The organism is Desulfobacter latus (assembly GCF_013389365.1).
In the GTDB taxonomy this organism is placed as follows: Bacteria; Desulfobacterota; Desulfobacteria; order Desulfobacterales; family Desulfobacteraceae; genus Desulfobacter; species Desulfobacter latus.
Map to the genome: position 1 here is coordinate 79,899 of NZ_JACADJ010000002.1, position 19,111 is coordinate 99,009.

Here is a 19,111-nt window from a genome sequence, read left to right on the forward strand (position 1 = left end):
TATTTTACGGTCCTTGTATTACTTCAGACAGGAGTTATTAACGCAAAAAAAAAGATAACAGTCAAGCACATAGGGCAATCGCATGTAATTTATCGTTCGTCGGTATCCGCTTTAAATTTTATGGTGAGCCATAAATAATCTTGCAAAATATATTTTTATCTTATTAATAAACGGCTCTGGCCTACCGTTGATATCGAGACTTCATTACTGACTGCATGCTGCGAATCACCAGGAATGCTTCTTTAAGGTGCTTGCGATCAACGTGAGACAGGTTGTCCGGTGACACAAAGTTGTCCATTTCCTTGCCGGCTTTGACTTGGCTTGCCTGATGCTGAATACGCAGATTGCTTATAAACTCAAGCGCATCGTGCAGATCCCCGGCACTGTCGCTAGAGATAGCGTTGCTGCTTTCCATCAAATCAAGGCGATCATGGGTATTGATTGCGCTACTGCACTGGGCAAGGGTGTAGACACGGGCAAGGTCCACAATGGGGACAATACCGTTGAGCTTGATATCAAATGTATGGTCGTGTTCCCCTCCTTTGATTAATACAAAATTACGGAAAAACCCCAGCGGTGGTTGGCGGGAAAGTGCGTTCCTTGTCATATGGGCCAGGAAGATACGATTGCCGCGGGTCTTGCCTGACACATGATCACGCAACGCTTGAAACAGGCTGCGGTTACCGTATATGCAACGTAAATCAAAAAAAACACTGGTCAGCATCAGGGCTTCGGGTTCAGGCCGGTCAATCCACTGGTTGAAATTTTTTTTCCAGACTTTCAGGGGTTGGCGCCAATCATAGTTGGTCGCCATCATGTCGCCGGGGCAGTAAATGTAACCACAGGTGTTGAGTCCTTCACAGACATGTCTGGCCAGCAGACTGAAGTATTTGCTATGTTCTTCTGGAATGTAATCATCCGCCAGGATCAGGATGTTATCCTGATCCGACTTGGCAATCTGTTCCTCTCGTGCCTGGGAGCCTGCGGCGACCCAGGCGTAGGTCACGGGAGCAGGCCCCAGTCTTTTTTCGGCCAACTGAAGCAGGCGGGTCGTGACGGCATCTGTGATGGACGTAATCAGGTACCCTGCGCTCATGGCTGTTGCCCCGGTAGCGACCAGATTGACCAGCAGCTCGGGAATCTTTGCCGTTACCTCTTTTATTCTGTCAATATCCGTGTGTTTGTAGATATCACCAATAATATAGACCGTCCTCCGTATAATCAGGTGCGCACAATTTTATCGCGATGGGGAAATTTAAACCCATTCTCCGGCAATCGCTGCAGCTTGAGTTCAACCGGCAAGGGCTTGACCTTCCAAACTTTCCGACAATAATCGGCAATGGAGCGATCCGAGGAAAATTTTCCCATTCGAGCGGCATTGCGTATGGCCATTTTTGTCCATCTTCCGGGATCCTGAAACACCTCCCCCACCTTCTGCTGGCATTCCACATAGGATTGATAATCAGCAAGCACCATATATGGATCATGATAAAGCAGGGAATCAATCAAAGGCCGGAACAGCTCTTGATCACCATGGGAAAAATGGCCCATGGCAATCAGATTAATTGCCGCTTTGAGTCCCTCGTTTTGGTTATAGATTGTCTGGGGATTATAACCGGCCCTTCTCAAATCTTCGACCGCGTTAACGTCCATACCAAACAGGAAGAAATTTTCCGGGGCAACCTCTTCCCGGATTTCCACATTGGCCCCATCCAGGGTTCCGATGGTTAAGGCACCATTCATGGAAAACTTCATATTCCCCGTGCCCGACGCTTCTTTGCCGGCAAGGGAAATCTGCTCACTCAAGTCGGCCATGGGATAAAGCATATGGCCAATCTGCACGTTGAAGTTGGGGATGAACAGAATCTGCAGGCGATTTTTAACGTCGGGGTCGCTGTTGACCACATCGGCAACCGAATTGATAAGCTTTATGATAAGCTTGGCCATGGTATAGCCCGGCGCAGCCTTACCGCCGAAGATAAAGGTCCTGGGCGGGACATCAAGATCAGGATTGTTTTTAAGGCGGTGGTACAGGTTGACGATGTGCAAGAGGTTAAGATGCTGACGTTTATACTCGTGGATCCGTTTAACCTGAACGTCAAAGAGGGCATAGGGATTAAACACCGGACCACAGTCACAGGAGAACATGGCGCAGATATCCTGCTTGTTTTCAAATTTGACCTGCTGCCATTTTTCGCAGAATGCCGGATCATCGACCAGCGGTTCTAACTTCCGGAGCTTATACAAATCGGTGATCCAGCCATCGCCGATGGCTGAGCTGATCAATCGGGCAAGACGCGGATTGCTGAGTACCATCCAGCGGCGGGGTGTCACCCCATTGGTGACATTGGTAAGTTTGTCCGGCCACAAACGATGGAAATCAGCCAGGGTATGATTTTTTAAGAGCCTTGTGTGGAGTTCTGCCACCCCGTTGATTGCATGGCTGCCAATGCAGGCAAGGTGTGCCATGCGCACATAACGCTCGCCTGATTCATCAATGATGGACATCCGCCGTACCACGTCCACGTCACCCGGGTATTTAATCCGGATAAGATCGAGGAATCGGCTGTTGATTTCATAAATAATCTCCAGGTGCCGGGGCAGCAAACGGCCCAGCATATCCACCGACCATTTCTCCAGGGCTTCCGGAAGAAGCGTATGGTTGGTATAGGCAAAGGTGTGGGTGACGATATCCCATGCCTGCTCCCAACTATAGTGGTGAACATCAATCAAAAGCCGCATAAATTCAGGCACGGCAATGGCCGGATGGGTGTCATTGAGCTGGACGGCAAATTTATCGGGGAAGTTGTCCAGGTTTGGAAACTGAAACAGGTGGATACGAACCATGTCCTGCATGGAACAGCTGACAAAGAAATACTGTTGTAAGAGGCGAAGCTCTTTGCCCCGGAACTGCTCGTCGTTGGGATAGAGCACCTTGGTAATGGTTTCGGCCATGATTTTTTCATGCACCGCACCTTGATAGTCACCAACATTAAAATCGTCAAAGTCAAAACTCTTTGGGGCCTCGGCGCTCCATAGTCTGAGCAGATTTACGTTGTTGACCCGGTACCCTATAACCGGTGTGTCGTAGGGGATTCCCTTGACCATTCTTGCCGGAACCCAGCGAACCCTCAGGTTGCCATGGTCGTCCGTGTAGCGCTCCGTATATCCGCCGGACCCGATCTCCACCGCCATATGCGCCTTTTTAAACTCCCAGGGGTTGCCGGGATGAAGCCAGCGATCGCCCAGCTCTTTTTGCCATCCGTTTTCAATCTCCTGATCGAACATACCAAACTCATAACGGATACCATACCCAATGGCTGGAATCTGAAGCGTTGCCAAGGAATCCAGATAACAGGCAGCAAGTCTGCCAAGACCGCCGTTGCCAAGGCCGGGTTCCTCCTCATGGTCGATGATCTGCTTGATGTCAAGCCCAGACTCTTCAACCGCCCGGGATACTTGATCATACAGACCCAGATTGATAAGATTGTTGTGCAGATGGGGTCCCATCAAAAACTCGGCTGACAGATAGCCGACAATTTTACTGTCCTTTTCCTGAAGGGCTCGAATCGAATTGAGAAACATTTTCTGCATTCTATCCCGCACCGTATAGCTCACCGCCAGGTAATAATCGTTGAGTGATGCGTTTTGCGGCCACACCCCCTGCTGATAAAAGAGCTTGTAGGCAAAACCACGTTTCAATTTTTTAATGTTATTGCTGTCGTTGGTATGGCTGTTACAGTCAGTTGTATTTGTCCGTGTCATTTAATTCTCCAAAATCTTTGGGATTCCAGCCATTTGATTTTTCTTAGGAGCGATGGTTTGCTTTTCAAATACACCATTCGCATAAAATTTTCCATCATTTTTAACTGATAACACTTGATGATCAAGTTTTTGCCGAAGTTTAAACAAATTTAGAATTGTTGTTGAACTACTGCGCCCCTGGATATAGTATTGTGCAAAAAGTTACAAGGGGGAGGGGATAAATGGGATTGTCATTACAGGCTAAAGTTGCATTGAAAATAGTAGACCGTGATCCGGATTCTTTAGTGGTACTGCATAAGCCGGAAGAAGAATAGTACATTAGACATTATACCGATCTTTCACAACCCATTGATTTTATTAGAAGAGTGTTTTTAGACAATATAATAAAATCAAACAGTTAGCCAAAATCGGTATAATGTCTATTATAAAAGCAATCAAAGGTTTATTTTTTAGGAGAGGCAAAGATGCCAAAAGCATGTGATTTAAAAAAGGGCCAGGTGGTGGAGATCAGCGGGGAACCTTACCTGGTTAAACATATTGATGTAAGAACCCCGTCGGCAAGGGGCGCTGTCACCCTTTACAAGGTCCGGTTCAGCAGTATCAAGACCCGGCAGAAATATGAAGATACATATAAAGGCAATGATATGCTTGATGACGTGGATCTGCAACGAAAAACTGTCCAGTATCTCTATCCGGACGGGGATCTGCATGTGTTCATGGATACTGTGGAATACGGGCAGTATATGATTGCCGAAGACAGCCTTGAAGATGAACTGGTATGGCTTACCGACGGCATGGAAGATATTATGGGCATGTTCATTGACGGCAATCTGGTGGCCATTGAAATCCCCGCCTCCCTTATATTTGAAATCACACAAACTGCGCCGGGCATCAAAGGGGCCAGTGCTACGGCCCGGACAAAACCTGCCACTCTTTCCAACGGGATTGAAATCCAGGTGCCTGAATATCTTGAAAACGGAGAGATGGTCAAGGTCAATACCGAAACCAGAAAATATATATCCAGGGCTTGAGCAAGAAACTAGAGACAGGATACAAGAAACAAGAGGTGAAGCGCCTGCGGCGCCCATTTTAGAATTGCCTTGTTGGTCTCTTTAGTTTCATTGTTTTGCCGAGCAGATCAATAGGGTAAAGTAACGGTTGTTCGAGTTTTGAAAAATATGGCCTTGATCATCGTTTCGGCCAATGGTAGCCTATGGTAGTTGGGTTGAGGAACGAAACCCAACAATTACAAAATGTTGGGTTTCACTTCGTTTAACCCAATCTACACGGTGGTCCAAATGATGATCATGAGCAAAAATATTTATCCAGCATAGGCTCAAGCTTTTTTCTGGACAGGCTCAAGTTGCCTTGGCGATAAAAATGAACGTCGCCGCACGCAAAACCCTGTGGCGGGGGGATTACTTCCAGATCAAGGTTGGATGCCAGCATGGCGGAAATGGTTGTGAAAAGAACGGGGGATTTGCAGAACACTGCGATCCCTCGTGAAAATTCAGGGGTGCGCTGGGTGTTCATGGTCATCAAGATATCCGCCTGCATTTCCCCGGCATAGGTTTCAATGCCCTTGGCAAGATTCATGTCCCTGACCATCCATTGTTCAAGTGCCAAAGGTACCGATGCAACGGTGCAGCTGACCTTGTTGAATCGAAATGTTTTACAGTCCCGCCTGAGCAGGTCCCTTGTGTCCATGCCACTGATGTCTGATTTGGCGGCACGGATTCCCTGGTAAAAATTGTCTGTGTCCAGATCGGCGATGGGTTGCAAATGCGCTACCACGGCATGGTCCCTGGGGGTTGCCCGCCCGGCGTTGGGGGTAAGGTTGACGGTATCAATCAGAATGGTCCCCAACAAAAGAGCGGCCATGCTTTGTGGAATTTTTTTTGCGGCGTCCTCTCCACTACCATTGATCAGGTTTTCGCTTACCAGGGTGGCACAGGAACCAACAGGTTCAATTTGGCGCAGGGCATTGGGGTATAGGTTTAAGTCTTCATGGTGATCCATGATGATCTTGACTTTTTTTTCATATTTTGAAAAACCGTCTGCCAGCTGGTTATGGTCCACCAGGGCAAATCCCCTGACCCGGGACATGAGTGCGTCTAATGGCAGGAGATCGTCCAGGAAAAAAAGGGAGTCCGCATCAATGCCTGTTTGGGAGAGTACCCACCGACTTTCTGTTTTCAGGCGGAAATCATCTCTTTTAATGGGGATCAAGGGCAATGCCGCACAGGGCTTTTTGCCGTTTCCCAGCACCCAGGCAAGACCGATGGCAGATACCACGGAATCCAGGTCTGCCGCTTCGTTGCCGAAAACCAGCATGTCAATATCATGGGTTTGGGCCCTGGACCGGGCATCAGACAAAAATTGGTTGACCGGATCTTCTATTTTATTCTCCATGGAAGCTGTCCTTTATTTTTTTCAACTAATTTTTCCTTTTGTGGGTTGTACTTTTGAAACGGCAGGTATTATTTTAATAAATTAAAAATATAAGCTCTGAACAGAATAAATTCAATAAAATGATTAAAAGGAGAGATAAAATGACGTTGTACGCCTACAAAAATATCCAGCCCAAAATTCATGATTCCGTATTTATTGCCCCAACGGCTCAAATCATTGGTGATGTGCATATCGCCCAGAACGCATCGGTCTGGTTTCAAACGGTAATCCGGGGGGATACAGCCACAATCAGCATCGGTGAAAGGACAAATGTCCAGGACCTGTCCATGTGCCATGCGGATGAAGGGGTCCCTTTAACGGTGGGCAGCGGTGTCACCATCGGCCATCAGTGCTGTCTCCATGGCTGCACCATTGAAGACGATTGTCTGATCGGTATGGGGGCTACGGTGATGAATGAGGCGGTTATCGGTACCGGATCGGTTGTCGCGGCGGGGGCGGTGGTCTTGGAAAAAACAATTATTCCGCCATACTCCCTTGTCATCGGATCTCCGGGAAAGGTGAAAAAGAGCTATAAAGACAAAGAACAAATTAAGCAGATGATGAAAACTTCCGCCAACCACTATGCAGGGAACGCCAAAACCTTTGCCGACAAAGCTCTGTTTTATGAAATCACACAGTGATAGTATAGGAATTTCCAGTACCCAGTACCCAGCACCCAGCACCTAACAGCCCGCCCAAAGGGCGCTAATTTATATCCGGGAGCGCGGGCGTCCCGTCTGCAGTAACGATGCAGGCGGAACGCCCGCGCTCCCAGGTTAGATTCTTTCGGTCTCATTCCTTGGCGGAATCACCATCAAAGTGGCACTGCTTTTTGAAATATCTTTGCCTGTGTCATCTTTGACGATGCAGTCCACAAGAACAAGTGTCCGGCCCCGTTTGAACACCGTGGCTTCGGCGATCAGACGTCCCTTGGACGCCATGGAAAGAAAGTTGTTTTTCAGTTCAATAGTTGTCAGGTTTTCGCCTGGGGCCAGGGTACTCATCACCGCATGGGCGGTTGCTTCACTGGATAAGGCAACACCCAAACCGCCTTGCATGATGCCGGCACCCTGGATAAATTCGGGCCGGATTTCCATGCTGAACCGTGCATATCCTTTTTCAACCGCTTCGACCTTTATCTGTAAAAAATCCAGAAAAGGGTTATTGACCGGTTCTCCTGCTGTCAGCTGTTTTAGATATAAGGGGTAATCAAACATAGCTAATCCATTTTTAACTGATCCGGGTCAATGGTGACATTGGGATAAACCACTTGCGCTGTGCCCTCCTGCACCGGCCGGTTTGCTTCATAAGCCGGGAAAAAAAGCGTGAACGTCGTCCCCCGGCCTATCTGACTATGAACATCTATAAACCCTTGATGTCTCTTGATAATCCCATGAACAACCGCTAACCCGATACCGGTTCCCTTGCCGATTGGTTTTGTTGTATAGTATGGTTCAAACAAGCGGCTCAGAGTCTTCTCCTCCATCCCAATGCCGTTGTCAGTAACAACTAATTTTGCATAGTTGCCTGGCTTTAAGGCGGGGTGGGGCCTGACAAAACCGTCTGCCACAATTTCGTTGAACAGCGCCACCGTTAGAAGACCACCCATATCGGGCATTGCATCAATCGCATTTCTACACAAATTGATAATAACCTGGTTGATCTGCGTTCCATTCCCCCAAATTGGGTGAATTTCTTTTGCGATGTTCAGTTGAATTTCGATATTTGCCGGTGTTGATGAGCGAATAAGTTCCATGGCCTCTTGCACAATAGATCTCATGTCAATGATCTGTTGGGTGGGGCTGTCCTGCCTGCTGAAGGTCAAAAGCTGTTTCACGACATCCTTACCCCGTATCCCGGCCACTTCGATTCTCTTTGCACGCCGCAGGGCCGGATTTGACTCGGACAGTTCGCGCATATTCATTTCATTATTAATGATAATGATTGTAAGTATATTGTTGAATTCATGGGCGATCCCACCGGCAAGGCTGCCGATGGATTCCATTTTTTGTGAATGGATCAGCTGTTCCTGCAGCGTTCGTTTTTCGGAAAGATCTTCACCGGAACATAGTACACCGACAATCTTCCCATGGTCATCCCGGACCGTGGTATTATGCCAGGCAATATATCTTATTTCCCCTTTTGAGGTCATGATTTCATTTTCATAATACTCCGAGCCGGTGATATTGCCGTTAATCATGTTTTTAAACAGAATTTTAACATCATATTGCACAGAGTCAGGCACAAACAGATCAAACCAGTCCCGGCCGATAATCTCTTCTTTATTGCATTCCAATATGGCGCAGGCCTTCTCATTGACCATATTGACGTTACCGTCAAGATCAAGGCTGACAAACATAACCGTTGCCACACGCAGATATTGTTCAGCTCTTTCCTTTTGCCTTGCCATCTCTTTTTGGGCCTGTTTGCGTTCTTTAATTTCTGCTGCCAGTCTCCGGTTAAATAGAAATAAGACCCCGCAACCAACAGCAAATAAACCAATGACGCCCAGTGCACCGGATAGAATCTGTTTGATCTGTTTATCGTCTGGCTTATAGTGTGTATAGAGAAAGCCCTCCAGTGAAAAAGCGGCATCAATCAATCCCAGTTTTTCGTATGTTCGTTTGATGTGCTGCCATCGTCCCGGATTCATGTGTCCGATTTCAACAAGATCAGGCATCATAATTTTTCTAATTTCCCGGGCTTCATACTGCAGATGTTCTTTGGTCTTATTTACTTTGTAGCGTTCCACAAGTAAGTTAATAATTTCCTGGGGATGGTCCATGGCGTATTCCCAACCAAGCAAAGAGGCATGTAAAAATTTTTGTACCCGTTTGGGATGCGATTTAATTTCTTTTTCTGTGGTAAATAGACAATCACTGTAGAAATCCACGCCGTAAACCATGGGGGAGATGACCATCGGTGCCACACCTTTTTGCCGCATTTGCCAGGGCTCATTCGTCACATAGGCACTCACCGCGTCGATCCGCTTTTGAATAAGGTCTTCAAGGTTATAGGATTGATCGATCCGTTGATATTTATCAGGCGATATATCTTCGTTCAAAAAGGCCACCAGTATATCGGCGTCTTTATTCCCGGGCAGCAGCATCACTTTTTTGCCTATAAGGCCTTGAAGGTTAACGATGCCTGAATCTTTCCTGGCCAAAAGCACCGAGGGCGAATGCTGAAAAACAGGTGCAAGTACGACAAAAGGGTCGCCGTCTTTACGGTGCAAAAGCAGTTCGGCGCCGGCGACCCCATATTGCGCACGACCACTGAGAACCGCTTCTCTGGCAAACTTGCCGACACCGCCTTCAACGATGGAAACGTCAAGTTCGGCCCGGCGATAATACCCCTTATGGTGCGCGGCATAGTATCCGGCAAACTGGAATTGATGTTTCCATGCCAGCTGCAGGGATATTTTGTCTGACGCATTGGCCGCATTACCGCTGAAAATCAATATCAACGCGATCAGGGTGTAGCACATGGCACTTTGGGATGACGGTAAAAGCCGCAGATAGTTCAGATTTTTTATCACAGGGTTTTCCTTAAAAAATATGGAATCACAGGGTTGTTTCTTCGGTCATCAGAGCGATAGTACCTTCCGGCAGGCAAAGGAAAAATCTTCTGGATAGCATCCACCGATAAAACGCATCTGGGCTTCGGAAAAGGTGCCCGGCGCATAGGGCAGCCGTGGGACAAACGAATACACAAGGTGCTGTCCCGTGACCGGGCTGTTAAACCGGCCTGAAAATTCTACGCTTGTGACCATCTGTGCGCCTAATGTTTCCAGGGTCTGGATGGCGATGTGGATGCCGGTGTCCAGGGCATTACGGGTTGCGGTATCGGCACAAAGCACATGGGGGCAGGGGGCTTTGGTCATCAGCATCAGCTCCCATTCACTCACCTGGGCCTTGGGAGCAAAAAGCATGACCTTGTCATTTTCCCATACCACCAGGTCGTTGGGGCCGTCCGGGTTCATGTCCGTTCGCCGGTTGTTTCGAATGGCCTTGATAAAGGCGGTGAAAAAATCTGCGTTGTGGGCGGCTTTGTAATCCTGGATAAAGTCAGCCACAAGATCTCCACAGGCAAAGCAGGCATATGGCTTGCCGTCACTGTCCGGGACACGTTCCGGAATCATGGCGTTTTGCTGGTGGATCATCTGGTGAGAGGCATGCAGCCGGTGTCCGGACTGGGCAAACCCGAATCCGAAATTCCATCCCCATAACGCCCCGGTGAAAACGGGCGCATCTTTGTCCAGTGGGCTGTGATCAGCCGATGCCGGGGCTTCCGTGATCTTCATGCGCAGTGACTCAAGTTCATCAGAGGATAAAGACCGGCCTGTTGCCGGCAACGTCACACCAAGCATCCGGGCAACGCGTACATAGATGCGCTGGTAATACAGATGCCGGATACCTGTCATATCAGACGGGGTCAGGTCATTGGCCCGGTAGCGGATCCGGTCATTGGCCATGTTGTCGGCATAATGGCCCCAGGGAATATATGAGTTGGCCCGCATATATTCAAACACATGGGTATTGTCCAGGCTTTCTCCCACAATGGGGCTGTTCCCCTGGATGCCGGGTTTGAGGACCATTACTTCTTTATAGGCATCGGGCAGGGCCGGGTTGTTGCCAAGCACATCATAAAGATCATGGTCGTGGATGACCGGGAAGATTCTGCCTTGATCGTTTTTTTCAAAGGCAACACCCGTGGGGGGCTGGTCTTCTCCCTTATCATACACAAAGTCGCAGGCAAGACCGGCAAGGGCACAAAGATCCGCCGGGTCCGTAGATGCCTGGGCCAGGGCCAGTTTCAGGGGGCGGGGAAGCCGTGCCGGCAGTTCGGTCACAGACGCTTGCGGCACCCCCTTGTCCTTTTGCCATTGTTCCAGGCAAGTGGTGAAGGAGCAGTCCGGCCGGGGGGGAAGCTTTATGGTATCAGGACGCTCTGCCTTGCGGTCCGCCCAGGCTGAATTGATAAAGGTGCTTCCCCGGAATGGAAACGCATTGGCGATTTCATAAATTCGATCCGCTGCGTCTGTCCGGATCTGGCCCTGGGGAAAATTGGTCGAATTTTCCACAGGCCCGCCGTCAGGAAGGCGGCCAAGCATATCTTTAATGGTCTTGTGCCTGAAATTATCCACAGTAAATTCAGGCGCATGGATTCCCACCACAAACCGCCCTTGGGGGCTGACGCAGGTCCTGGGCGCTTTCATATTTTCTCCTTTTAAAAGGGCGCTGTTCGGCCGGTTCGGTTAAATTGATCTGACTTTATGAATATGGGTGGGAATTGTCAATGCCTGTTCCTGAACTGCAGTGCTGACGCATCATTTTTTATACCGATCATTGAAATATCCGGCTTGATTCTATTCTTGACCATTTTTCGTAGGGGCAATCCCTCTGTGGTTGCCCTCGTTAGGGCAGACACGGTGGTCTGCCCCTACAATTAGCTGACGATTCATCGTTAAGAATCTAAATTCATTTGATTTTTGCGTATTTCAAGAGTAATGTTGCCTCCTGGAAGATGTCAAAAAGACCAGAATTGGAGGGCTTATCTTGCATAATTCTATGTCGAGTGGTGAAAAATTTGCTGTAATCTCACCCAATTTCTCATTCATGGCTGAATATGATGAAGCCCGAAAAAATAACAAGAAGTCGAAAAACAAAGGCTGTCTCATGACAAAAAAAGCGCAATTGAAAATAGACGGGTTGCTCAAACTGGAAAAAGTGGGTGACTATCTCAATCTGGTGGGCAAAACAGTCAAACTGGTATTCAAGGAAAAAGATGCCGCACTGAATACCAAGTCGTTTTTAAAAGCGGATGTTGCCGGTTTGTCGGAAACAGGAACCCATCTGGTATTAAAAAATGTCAAGGCAAGGAAATACATTTTCTTTTCAACCCAGATCGAAAAACGCATTGTCCCCATAAACAATATCTCGATAATCCAAATTCTGGGTGAATAAGTTCATGGAATTTCCAGCACCCAGCACCCAGCACCCATATTCATCTGCTATTAAAGGCTGTTTTGAAATGGGTCGGGGCGAGAGCATAAATACCATTATACAACCGCTACCGTAATAATAAAAAGACAATTTGTAAGTTACTGCAAAAGGAATAGCGAATGGATTTAAAAACAGAGTATTTTGACGATGGCAGCTCCTTTTATCCTATCGACCCGCTAATGCTTAATCCTGAATATTTAGAAGAATTTGCTATCTTTGAAAGATATCCGAAAAAAGATAATCTTTATCGATTCCGATGCCTAATCATGGATTTTGATTCAACACCGATTGAAACGGTTATCAAGTTACTAAAATCCTGGAAGGTTGTTTATATTCACAAGAAACACCTGACATCATATGAAGCGCACATCAAAGAAAATCTTGGTTATATACTCATGCTCGACAAGTTGGAAACAAAAAAGAAAACAAAAGTCTTTACTCAAGTTAGCACCAATGTGATAAAAGACGTGTTTGATTCCCATTACAATGATTCTGTTATTAGTCCCAAAGCTATTGAAAAAGTTGAAAAGCTTGTTTCTCAGGTGATCGACTTTATTTCTGATTCAAACTCTCTTGAATGTCTTGCAGAACTGATCGGGCATGATTATAACACCCATGTGCATTCAATTAAAGTCGGTTGGATTCTTGCAGCATTCATTAACGCCAACAAAGATCTGTTTAAAGCATCTTATGATCTTGATTTAAAGAGTTTGCTGATAAAAGCAACCGTTGCAGGTTTTATGCATGATATCGGTAAGATAAAAATCCCGGAGAATATTCTCAACAAAAGGGGAAAACTGGATAACCTTGAATATATAACTGTTCAGTCCCATACATCTTATTCGCTAAGTCTTTTATTTGAGAGCGGGTTGCCTAAATTTGCCATGCAGGCGATTTTATACCATCATGAAAGTGAAGATGGCAGCGGTTATCCTTGTGGATTAAAAGGAGATCAGATTCCATTAATTGCAAAAGCGATTCATATCATAGATGTGTTCGAAGCTCTTACTGCCGAACGACCTTATAAAAAGGCGAAAACTCCTTTTGAAGCCTTGAGAATTATGATGGGTGAGAATCCCCAGGTTGAAGTGCTTAATAAGTTTGAACAAGAGGCTCGACAGAATAAAAAAGCGCCAATTGAAGCAATCGTAAGAAATGAGCGTGACGTAAAAATACAAAGACTCAAAGAACGGATGATGCTGGAAGAGGAAGCAAAAAAAAGAGTCGAGGTAAGGCTGAAGTTAAGAGATCGGGGCATGGCGCATTGTTTTGACAAAGAGCTGATGAAAAGATTCATCATAACAATTAACGAATCAAAAAGTTTTAACCTTTCAGAGCTTATTTAAAGAGGCGCTACACTTCACCAGAGGAATTGACGTTCCTATCAGGCGGGACGCCTGCGCTCCCAGGTTAAGTTATTTCGGTCTCATTCCTTAGATAGGTGATTCCCTGAATTTATTTTTTAGAGACTAAACCTGTCCTCAATAGATTGAATTGCATCTGCTGCCGCATCCTTAAGATCTTCGTGGGACAGCGCCGCCTGATGGGCGGCGATCCAGTCCCGGGTATCAGGGGTGCCGATTTCTCCCAGTGCGTATAAAATGTCACCCTGGACAGGAACATCTTTGGTGCTGAATGCCTCAATTAAAATTTTTTCCAGCTCAGCACACAGGGCCGGCGCCTCTTCGGCCAGGGCTTCCACCACCACCATGGCCCCTAAACGCACAGACCAGGTGTCGTGAAGAAGCAGTCCGGAAAATCCTTTGAACAACCGGTCGGCCGCGAGCATCTGTCCGGTGATCCACTCTGCCCGGCCATCCTCCAGTATGGTTTTCAGGGCCATTGTATCCAGATCCATGCTCTCCTTGTTGACGATCATGTCCAGAATTTCTTCTTCCGTCACAGCCCCGGTCCACCGGGCGGCATCATCATCCAGAATCAGGCAGGGGGCGGACATGACCTTATCTTTCTGGGCTTTTTCAGGGAACAGGGAACCGTCAATGATGTGAAGGTGAATGTTTTCACAGGCACCTGCAAGGGGGATGAGCCGCTCAACCATTCCCGGGCAGTGGGGGCATTGCAGGGCAATATACAGGGTCAGCCGGCAGGGCGCTTCGATATTATCCAATGTTTTTTGAATACCATCACCCGGATTCGGTTTGTCAAGAGCGTTCAGGCCTTTTAAAAAAGGTGACAGTTCACGTTCCAGGGGCAGGGCGGAATATAGAATATTTTTTTTCAGGAAAAAGCCGGGCAGATCCGCAGGTCTATTGCTGGGCGTCCAGGATATGGAATCCGAGATCTCCTGCCATTGGCGAGCAAACGCCTTGAAGGTTTTTTGCTCGGGATGTTCTGTGTCTGCAATGCCTAAGGTTGGGCGTCCCAAAGGCGTCCATGCCTTGATTTGTTCTTTTGTCGTGTTGTCCATAATTGTCCTCCAGTTGGCTTGGGTGGGTTACCGGTCTCGTTTGATACTTATCAGAATTCAGGTTTTAAATTAAGGGCAAATCATGTACATAATAACCTGACATTAAATAATTATCCACGGACAAGTTTCATGAGATTTATAGCAGATTTGCACATCCATTCAAAATATTCCCGGGCCACAGCCAAAAATCTGGATCTGGAACATATCTACCACACGGCCCAGGTGAAAGGCATTACCCTGGTGGGCACAGGGGATTTTACCCATCCTGCCTGGATCCGGGAGATAGAGACAAAGCTTGAGCCTGCCGAACCCGGGCTGTTTGCATTGAAAGATGAAATTGCAAGACAGATTGACGCCGATGTACCGGCTTCGTGCAAAGGGCCTGTGCGTTTTATCCTTCAGTCTGAGATTTCCAATATATATAAAAAGGACGCAAGGGTCCGCAAAAACCATAACCTGATCTATATGCCGGATCTGGATACAGTAAAAAAATTCAATGCCCGCCTGGATGCCATCGGCAACATCAAATCCGACGGCCGGCCCATTCTGGGGCTGGATGCCAGGGATCTGCTGGAGATCATGCTGGAAACATCCGACCAGGGTTTTTTCATCCCGGCCCATATCTGGACCCCGTGGTTTTCCATGTTCGGGTCCAAGTCCGGGTTTGATACCATTGAGGAATGCTTTGGTGATTTAAGTTCCCATATTTTTGCCTGTGAGACCGGCCTGTCATCAGACCCGCCCATGAACTGGCGGGTGAAAGATCTGGACAGGGTCCGGCTGATATCCAATTCCGATGCCCATTCCCCAAAATTTATGGGCCGCAATGCGTCGGTGTTTGATACGGATCTAACCTTTGATGCGGTGCGACGTGCCCTTGAAACCCATGATCTGAACGCCTACAAAGGCACCCTGGATATGTATCCCCACCAGGGAAAATACCACTATGACGGCCATCGCAAATGCGGGGTATGTCTCAATCCCGATGAGACTGCGGCGCTGGGTGGGATTTGTCCTGAATGCGGGAAACCCCTGACCCTGGGGGTCCTTTACCGGGTTCGGGAGTTGGCCGACAGACCTGAGGGGTTTAAACCAGAAAACCGGCATCCCTATTCCTATGTGGTGCCCCTGGCTGATATTTTATCCCAGATTTTGGGGGTGGGTCCCAATACCAAAAAGGTCAAAACCCATTATGATAAGGCTGTCAATGCCCTGGGGCCGGAACTTGCCATTCTCACAGAGCTTTCGCTTGAAATCATTGAACGTGCTGGTGTGCCCTTACTGGCCCGGGCCATACAAAAGGTGAGAGACGGGGATATTCACATTGATCCCGGGTATGACGGTGAGTATGGACAGGTCAATATTTTTACCCGGGAGGAAAAAGCGCATCTCCAGGGCGAAGAAAGCTTGTTTGGCGCGCCTTTGCCCCGTAAAAAAGCCCCAAAAACAAGTGACGGCGCACAGCGTTCCCGCCCAAAGCCCCAAAGCAAAGATGCAGCATCGCCTTCAACTGAAAAAGAAAAGACCGTGCCCCCGGTTGTTCCCGGACATATCCTGGACGGGCTGAACCCGGAGCAGGGCAGGGCGGTTAAATCCCCATCAAGGGCCGTGGTGATCCAGGCAGGACCGGGCACGGGAAAAACCCGTACCCTTACGGCCAGAATCGCCTGGCTGCTTCGGGAAAACAAGGCAGCGCCTGAAAATATCCTGGCGTTGACCTTTACCAATAAGGCGGCCGGCGAACTTGCCGACCGGATTGAATCCTTTATTCCCCAGGGCGGTCAGCTTGTTACGGCGGCCACATTTCACGGCTTTTGCCTTCAAATGCTTAAGCGTTATTCAGATTTCAAGCGCGGGCTTATGGAAGACGATCTGCGTCTGGAGGTGCTGGCACGGGCTGCCAAAGCAGTGACGGGCGAAAAAAAGGTACCCAAAAGAATCGTGTCAAAACTGGATGCCTGGATCAGCCGCCAAAAGCAGCAATTAAAGGAACCTGGTGATGAACGTCAGGGGGACGCAACAGATAACGCCATTGAAGATTTTGATCCGATATGGCCCGAGGTGTACGAAGCCTATGACCGGACTCTTCAGGAACGCGGTCTGGCGGATTTTGAAGATTTGATTTTCATCTGCTTCAGGCTTTTTTCCCAGGATGCGGGCCTGCTGGAACAGGTGCGAGAACAGTATAAATTTATTTTTGTGGATGAGTACCAGGACCTGAACCTGGGCCAGTATCGGCTGGTGAGACTTCTTGCAGAAAACAGTCACATTTTTGTAATTGGGGACCCCGATCAGTCCATCTACGGGTTCAGAGGCTCGGACAGCCGGTTTTTCAACCGGTTTGAACAGGATTTTCCCGGATGTGAAAAGATCCGCCTGCGTCAAAATTACCGATCCACTCAAACCATCCTGGACGCCTCTTTTCAAGTCATTTGTACCGGCGATGAGGTGAAAAATGAGGCACATAAAATTTATGCAAGCGTTGACGGCAAACAAAAAATTTCGATTAATGAAACGGCCGGCGAAAGCGCCGAAGCGGTTGCCGTGGGAAAAATCATTGAAAAAGGTGTCGGGGGACTCTCTTTTCTGTCCATGGATAAGGGTACGGGTCCGGATTCCGGGGGGGACAGGGAATATGCCTTTTCCGATTTTGCCGTTCTCTACCGCACCCGGCAGCAGGCTCTGGCCTTTGTCAAGGCTTTTGAGAAGGCCGGCATTCCTTTTCAGACCGCAGATCGGGAGCACTGGATCCACATGGCAGGCATAAAAGATCTGTTAGCCCTGGTGCGGATTTTTCTTAACCGTGGCAGTGACGCAGACCGACAGCAGTTTGCGCAGTTTTTACCCGGGATTGAGGCGCTTTCAGACCCCGTGGACACGTCCGCGCTGCTTGGTACCTTGGGTGGCTGGCTCGATATCGCGGCCCTGGGCCAAACCGATGAGAAACTGGCAGCCGCATGGCAGCGGCTCAACACGCTGGCAGACCGGTATCCCTCTCCTTGTGATCTTCTGGACGCCTTAAGGCTGGATCAGGACCCTGATTTTCTGGACAAACGGGTTGAAAAGGTCTCCTTGATGACCATACATGCGGCCAAAGGTCTTGAGTTTCCAGTGGTTTTTCTTACAGGGTGCGAGAACGGCATGATCCCCTTTGCCCGGGACGGAAAAAGCGTGGAAGATCCGGATGAAGAACGCCGCCTTTTTTATGTGGCCATGACCCGGGCAAAGGAGATGCTCTATTTGACATATGCACGAAAAAGACGCATATTCGGCCGGGAGCAGCAAAGAATCCGGTCCTGTTTTGTTGATGATATTGAAACGGAACTGGCCCGGTATAAAAAGGCAAAAAAGCGGGTTAAAAAACAAAAATCCAGGGATATTCAACTGGAATTATTTTAAATTTTTCCCAAAACATGTGATAACAATCACTCGATCATCGAGAATCAGCAAAGCAAAAATTTGAAAATGGAACCGACACCTTATAAAAAAATAGAATTCAACCATGGCCACTGCCTTGAAATTTTTGACGATTCAAGAAAAATCGGGGCAGATGCCTGGGTCGTGATTATGACCGCGACAATGAAGATTCCTGTGGAAGCGTCATTGTTCGCATCTGAGCCGTTGTCTGATAGTAAATTTAATGATATTTTGGATACATTAGGATCTCCCATTGAATATCGTTACCGGCTGGAACGCAACATGATCATGGATCATGAAAAGGATGCCGTGCTGGAAAATCTGGTAAATGCATTTCTTGAAAATACCGGTCGATACGTGGCCAACCCTAAATTTCCGGAGAAACTTGCATTAAAAGCGTACAGGGATCGGGTTGAAAAGGGCAAAAAGAAATAGGAAGATAATGTTTCCGCATCCTTGGGCGGCATTCTTTCTTTTTATATGCCTGTGTATGATGTACCCCTGCACAGCCTTGGGGGATATATACCGGTATATTGACGCCGATGGGGTGGTGCATTTTACCAATACGCCTACGGACGAAGGGTATACCCTTTATCTCAAGGAAAAGAGGGTAGGCAGGGTACAGACCCGGACAAGAAGATTCAAGGCCGGGCCTGATGTCTACGATAATATTATTCTCAACGCTGCCAGGGCTTTTGGTGTGGACCACGCATTGATCAAGGCCGTAATTCATGCGGAGTCCGGTTTTAACCCCAGGGCCGTGTCCAGTAAAGGGGCCCGGGGGCTTATGCAGATCATGCCCCGGAACAATGCCGCCCTGAATATCTCAAACCCCTTTGATCCGTCCCAGAATATCATGGGCGGCACCCGGTATTTGAAGCGGATGCTCAATCGGTATAATGAAAGACTTGCCTTGGCGCTTGCTGCCTATAATGCGGGCCCTTCGGCTGTGGACAAATATAAGAATATTCCGCCCTATAAAGAGACCCAGACTTATGTACAAAGGGTGATGTCCTTGTATTCACGGTATAAAAGCAGCTGAGAA

Annotated in this window: 14 protein-coding genes; 7 read left to right on the forward strand and 7 right to left on the reverse strand. The window is 48.0% G+C overall.

Features of this window, described 5'->3' with window-relative positions; genetic code table 11:
- Positions 1-181 precede the first annotated feature (181 nt).
- Together HXW94_RS00975 and HXW94_RS00980 are read right to left on the reverse strand one after the other, a co-directional pair.
- Positions 182-1,225, reverse strand: a complete 1,044-nt coding sequence (locus tag HXW94_RS00975) for a putative nucleotidyltransferase substrate binding domain-containing protein (RefSeq protein ID WP_343054529.1) — start codon at positions 1,223-1,225, stop codon at positions 182-184.
- Positions 1,222-3,765, reverse strand: coding sequence for a glycogen/starch/alpha-glucan phosphorylase (locus HXW94_RS00980; RefSeq protein ID WP_178365022.1), 2,544 nt, complete (start codon positions 3,763-3,765; stop codon positions 1,222-1,224). The genes HXW94_RS00975 and HXW94_RS00980 overlap by 4 nt, the downstream gene beginning before the upstream one ends.
- A gap of 464 nt (positions 3,766-4,229) precedes the next feature.
- Here HXW94_RS00980 and efpL point away from each other — a divergent pair, with 464 nt between their 5' ends.
- The gene (gene efpL, locus HXW94_RS00985) at positions 4,230-4,796 is read left to right on the forward strand and encodes an elongation factor P-like protein EfpL (RefSeq protein ID WP_178365023.1); all 567 of its coding nucleotides are present in this window, start codon (positions 4,230-4,232) and stop codon (positions 4,794-4,796) included.
- 274 nt (positions 4,797-5,070) lie between these two features.
- Here efpL and HXW94_RS00990 read toward each other — a convergent pair whose 3' ends face one another.
- Positions 5,071-6,177, reverse strand: coding sequence for a DHHA2 domain-containing protein (locus tag HXW94_RS00990; protein WP_178365024.1), 1,107 nt, complete (start codon positions 6,175-6,177; stop codon positions 5,071-5,073).
- 140 nt (positions 6,178-6,317) lie between these two features.
- On the opposite strand from HXW94_RS00990, the gene HXW94_RS00995 reads away from it, so the two are divergent.
- The gene (locus tag HXW94_RS00995; protein WP_178365025.1) at positions 6,318-6,857 is read left to right on the forward strand and encodes a gamma carbonic anhydrase family protein; all 540 of its coding nucleotides are present in this window, start codon (positions 6,318-6,320) and stop codon (positions 6,855-6,857) included.
- A 135-nt stretch (positions 6,858-6,992) separates the two neighbouring features.
- Here the strand turns inward: HXW94_RS00995 and HXW94_RS01000 are convergent, their stop codons facing one another.
- From HXW94_RS01000 to HXW94_RS01010, 3 genes are read right to left on the reverse strand one after another with little or no spacing between them, the layout of a single operon-like run.
- On the reverse strand, positions 6,993-7,433 hold the full coding sequence (locus HXW94_RS01000) for a PaaI family thioesterase (RefSeq protein WP_178365026.1): 441 nt from the start codon (positions 7,431-7,433) through the stop codon (positions 6,993-6,995).
- Positions 7,434-7,435: 2 nt separating this feature from the next.
- Complete coding sequence (locus HXW94_RS01005; RefSeq protein ID WP_178365027.1) at positions 7,436-9,754, reverse strand: ABC transporter substrate-binding protein; 2,319 nt, start codon at positions 9,752-9,754, stop codon at positions 7,436-7,438.
- A gap of 48 nt (positions 9,755-9,802) precedes the next feature.
- Positions 9,803-11,434, reverse strand: a complete 1,632-nt coding sequence (locus HXW94_RS01010) for a hypothetical protein (protein ID WP_178365028.1) — start codon at positions 11,432-11,434, stop codon at positions 9,803-9,805.
- 340 nt (positions 11,435-11,774) lie between these two features.
- Between HXW94_RS01010 and HXW94_RS01015 the strand changes: the two genes are divergently transcribed.
- Both HXW94_RS01015 and HXW94_RS01020 read left to right on the forward strand, forming a co-directional pair.
- Complete coding sequence (locus HXW94_RS01015) at positions 11,775-12,182, forward strand: hypothetical protein (protein ID WP_218576516.1); 408 nt, start codon at positions 11,775-11,777, stop codon at positions 12,180-12,182.
- Between the two features lie 158 nt (positions 12,183-12,340).
- Positions 12,341-13,567 carry an HD-GYP domain-containing protein gene (locus tag HXW94_RS01020; RefSeq protein WP_178365030.1) on the forward strand — a complete coding sequence of 409 codons (1,227 nt, stop codon included), beginning with the start codon at positions 12,341-12,343 and terminating at the stop codon, positions 13,565-13,567.
- A gap of 116 nt (positions 13,568-13,683) precedes the next feature.
- Here the strand turns inward: HXW94_RS01020 and HXW94_RS01025 are convergent, their stop codons facing one another.
- Positions 13,684-14,649: a thioredoxin family protein gene (locus HXW94_RS01025; RefSeq protein WP_178365031.1), complete on the reverse strand. Its 966-nt coding sequence runs from the start codon at positions 14,647-14,649 to the stop codon at positions 13,684-13,686.
- 129 nt (positions 14,650-14,778) lie between these two features.
- Between HXW94_RS01025 and HXW94_RS01030 the strand changes: the two genes are divergently transcribed.
- From HXW94_RS01030 to HXW94_RS01040, 3 genes are all read left to right on the forward strand, one after another.
- Positions 14,779-18,048: a UvrD-helicase domain-containing protein gene (locus HXW94_RS01030; protein WP_178365032.1), complete on the forward strand. Its 3,270-nt coding sequence runs from the start codon at positions 14,779-14,781 to the stop codon at positions 18,046-18,048.
- A gap of 66 nt (positions 18,049-18,114) precedes the next feature.
- Positions 18,115-18,501: a hypothetical protein gene (locus tag HXW94_RS01035; RefSeq protein ID WP_178365033.1), complete on the forward strand. Its 387-nt coding sequence runs from the start codon at positions 18,115-18,117 to the stop codon at positions 18,499-18,501.
- A 7-nt stretch (positions 18,502-18,508) separates the two neighbouring features.
- Complete coding sequence (locus tag HXW94_RS01040) at positions 18,509-19,108, forward strand: lytic transglycosylase domain-containing protein (protein ID WP_178365034.1); 600 nt, start codon at positions 18,509-18,511, stop codon at positions 19,106-19,108.
- The last annotated feature ends 3 nt before the right edge of the window (positions 19,109-19,111 follow it).

Excerpts from the sequence above, each read along its gene's own strand:
- HXW94_RS00980 (WP_178365022.1), bottom strand. The coding sequence starts at position 3,765 with ATGACACGGACAAATACAACTGACTGTAACAGCCATACCAACGACAGC.
- efpL (WP_178365023.1), top strand. The coding sequence starts at position 4,230 with ATGCCAAAAGCATGTGATTTAAAAAAGGGCCAGGTGGTGGAGATCAGC.
- HXW94_RS00990 (WP_178365024.1), bottom strand. The coding sequence starts at position 6,177 with ATGGAGAATAAAATAGAAGATCCGGTCAACCAATTTTTGTCTGATGCC.
- HXW94_RS00995 (WP_178365025.1), top strand. The coding sequence starts at position 6,318 with ATGACGTTGTACGCCTACAAAAATATCCAGCCCAAAATTCATGATTCC.
- HXW94_RS01000 (WP_178365026.1), bottom strand. The coding sequence starts at position 7,433 with ATGTTTGATTACCCCTTATATCTAAAACAGCTGACAGCAGGAGAACCG.
- HXW94_RS01010 (WP_178365028.1), bottom strand. The coding sequence starts at position 11,434 with ATGAAAGCGCCCAGGACCTGCGTCAGCCCCCAAGGGCGGTTTGTGGTG.
- HXW94_RS01020 (WP_178365030.1), top strand. The coding sequence starts at position 12,341 with ATGGATTTAAAAACAGAGTATTTTGACGATGGCAGCTCCTTTTATCCT.
- HXW94_RS01025 (WP_178365031.1), bottom strand. The coding sequence starts at position 14,649 with ATGGACAACACGACAAAAGAACAAATCAAGGCATGGACGCCTTTGGGA.
- HXW94_RS01030 (WP_178365032.1), top strand. The coding sequence starts at position 14,779 with ATGAGATTTATAGCAGATTTGCACATCCATTCAAAATATTCCCGGGCC.
- HXW94_RS01035 (WP_178365033.1), top strand. The coding sequence starts at position 18,115 with ATGGAACCGACACCTTATAAAAAAATAGAATTCAACCATGGCCACTGC.
- HXW94_RS01040 (WP_178365034.1), top strand. The coding sequence starts at position 18,509 with ATGTTTCCGCATCCTTGGGCGGCATTCTTTCTTTTTATATGCCTGTGT.